Source organism: Thermoproteota archaeon (genome assembly GCA_030130125.1).
GTDB lineage: Archaea > Korarchaeota > Korarchaeia > Korarchaeales > Korarchaeaceae > Korarchaeum.
Genome location: JARZZM010000037.1, coordinates 1 through 2,773, shown reverse-complemented (window position 1 = coordinate 2,773; position 2,773 = coordinate 1). Strand labels below are relative to the sequence as shown.

Annotated in this window: 4 protein-coding genes; all 4 read right to left on the bottom strand. The window is 52.9% G+C overall.

All coding sequences use genetic code 11. From position 1 onward, the window contains the following. On the bottom strand, nt 1-652 hold a 652-nt coding region (locus QI197_06330; protein MDK2372979.1), incomplete at its 3' end, for an ATP-dependent Clp protease proteolytic subunit. A gap of 25 nt (nt 653-677) precedes the next feature. Next, nucleotides 678-1,391, bottom strand: coding sequence for a CPBP family intramembrane metalloprotease (locus QI197_06325; protein ID MDK2372978.1), 714 nt, complete (start codon nt 1,389-1,391; stop codon nt 678-680). Further along, complete coding sequence (locus tag QI197_06320; protein ID MDK2372977.1) at nt 1,388-2,113, bottom strand: TlpA disulfide reductase family protein; 726 nt, start codon at nt 2,111-2,113, stop codon at nt 1,388-1,390. The genes QI197_06325 and QI197_06320 overlap by 4 nt, the downstream gene beginning before the upstream one ends. Beyond that, a partial coding sequence (locus QI197_06315; GenBank protein MDK2372976.1) for a metallophosphoesterase occupies nt 2,110-2,773 on the bottom strand: 664 nt, incomplete at its 5' end. The genes QI197_06315 and QI197_06320, both read right to left, overlap by 4 nt.

Genomic DNA, 2,773 nt, shown 5'->3' with positions numbered 1-2,773 from the left:
CTGTCAGCGTTTTCGCCACCTCCTCAGCCTTCTCCCTACCCAGCTTATCCTCAAGAAGCCATGTAACGAGCTCCCTCACCTGATTTATCGCCTTTCCGGCTACGTCAGCTAGTATCAAGGTCTGATCATCGACCTTATCCACGCTCTTCTTCTCAACGACCTTTATCAGAGACGGGGCTGGGAACTGACCCAGTTGGGGGTCTACTGGGCCTAGAACAGCGTTTTCGTCCATGATTATCTCGTCAGCTGCCAAGGCTATGAGGGTACCACCGCTCATGGCGTAGTGGGGGACTATGACAGTTGTCTTCGCCGGGTGCTTCTTCAGAGCCCTAGCTATCTGGGAGGCTGCCAGTACGAGGCCCCCAGGCGTGTGGATTATCAGATCAATGGGGGTATCCGGAGACGTGGATCTTATCGCTCTAAGGACGCTCTCGGAATCTTCGATATCGATGAACTTGTAGAAGGGTATCCCGAACAGGCCGATGGACTCCTCCCTGTGGATGAGAGTTATCACGCTGCTCCCCCTCTTCCTAGCTAGGGCCTCCATGACCTTTCTTCTGGCGTTCTGGATGGCCCTATGCTGGAGCTGGGGGGCCATGAGTAGGTAGAATATGAATAGCCACCACAGAAGGGATATGGGATCGAGCCACATAGGCGTTGAATGCGGATGAAAACCTTTAAGGTAAGTGGTCCCTTTGCCATATAGATCGGAAGGCCAAGAAGAGCGAGAAGAATTCGGCCATCACTATAATGGAGGCCTCAGGTCCGAAATCTCCACCGGTTAAGATGTCTGATCCGACGAGTTTTGATACGAATACGCTGGGTCCCCGCAATCCGCTCGTGGGATATCCCCAGAGATGCTCCATGAATATGTTCCACGAGAAGTGCATCGATATTGCGGGTCCGAGACCCCACTCGCACCTCATCAACCCTAGAGCTAGACCGGCTACGAATACGCCCAAGAAGGCCTGCAGTCCGAATCCCGGGTTGAATGCGTGGATGAGGGAGAAGGCCAGGGACGATGCAAGGAGACTTGTGCGTGAAAACCTCAGGAGGGGATATCCCCTGTAGACAACTTCCTCCCACACGGCAACTGAGAGATGGAAGGGGATTACGTTGAGTAGGAGCGCAGGATCGAAACCTGAGAATTCAAGTTGGGAGAATGGTAGGAGGGGCAGGGTCATTGCAAACGCAAGGATAGACGCGGTCACGGATCCCTTCAGGGTGCCTATCTTAGGGTCTCCCCCATGGTACTTCACCAGCAGAGCGAATATAGTGAGTGAGAGGAGGGCCCTGAGGTAGGGGGTTGGGACTAACATCATGAGGACGGTGGCTGCCAACAGGAAGGAGAGGGCCCTCCTCTCCCAACTGTCATCCTTATGCTCCCTCATTTTTTGCTCTTACCCTTCTTTTTTCCCTTCTTCGATGTTTCGAACTTCTTAAGAGTTCTGTAGTACCAGATGCCGAATATGACGACGAGGGCAACTCCCAAGCCTATCAGGATTATGTGACCCGGCTTCAGACCCTGACCATTGTTCTCCTCGCTAGGAGTAGTGCTCACATGCGTCTGCGTTGCACTAGGCGAGGGAGAGGTGTAGTTACCTTGTTGGGGCGTTACCCCTATAAGGTCAGCGACCAGATTCGTTATTTGTTGGGGAGGAACCGCTCCTCTGAAGGTCTTCGCGACCTTTCCCTCTTGATCTACCACTATCATCGTCGGGACCGCACTCACGCCGTACTTCTCGGCGATGTAATTGGCATCTGGCACTAACCTCCAGTTGGATGGAGGTTCGACGGATTCGTAGAACTTTATGGCCTTATCCTGCGAGCTGGAAACTATCATCACGACGCACATCGCACCCTCTCTATCCAGACCAGCATCCTTCCAAGCTCTGGATAGGGCAGGAAGCTCCTCTCTGCAATGAGGACACCATTCCGCTGCGAATACGAGTACAAAGACCTTCCCTTTCAACCTCTCTGGGGATACTCTGTCTCCCTCATAGGTCGAGACGTTGAAATAGGGGGCCTCCTCTCCCTCCCGTGGGAGAGCTAACGCTGTTAGGAGCGGAATCATTACTAGGATCAACAACACGATGGGCAGGGCGTGCCTCATAGCCTGACGACCTCCACCTTCTTGCCATCGAACACCGCTACCGTGGGCGGGATGCCGTAATACCTACATGTGAAGACTGATAATAGTATGCTCTCCATGCCTTCTATCCCGGTTTCGCCGTCAAATAGCCAAGCGTAGCCTTCTGGGTAGGCCTCGTGAGCTCTAACCAGTCCTTTCAGACCGTTAGATTTAAGGAAGGATTCGAGGGCCTTCCTTCCGTAGTACTTGGTGCCACCTCCCCTGCTGTAGTTCTCTCCGAAGCCCTCTATCCCTTCATAGGGATCGTTCCATAGAAGTTGAAATGCTATTTTGTCGCTGGGTATCATGTCCTTCTTCGGCAGCTTCCTTATCTGCTTCACCGACTCCAATCCCTCAGCTATCCCGCCGTGAAGGGCGAGTAGGCCAGAGACCTCAGCAGCGTACGGAAGGTTGGCGAACACCTCATTATACCTCATGAACAGGAAGGGCCACTCCGAGCCGTACGTGTGATAGAGCGTTTCCATGAATCCGTAATTCAGGTTGACCACAGGAGATTCGTGGTTTCCTCTGAGCAGTATCACTCTATCCCGATCTATGTAGTAGTGGGCTAGAAGGAAGTTAACGTTCTCTATTTGCTTCTTCCCCCTATCAACGTAATCGCCAAGGAACACGAGTTTGTGG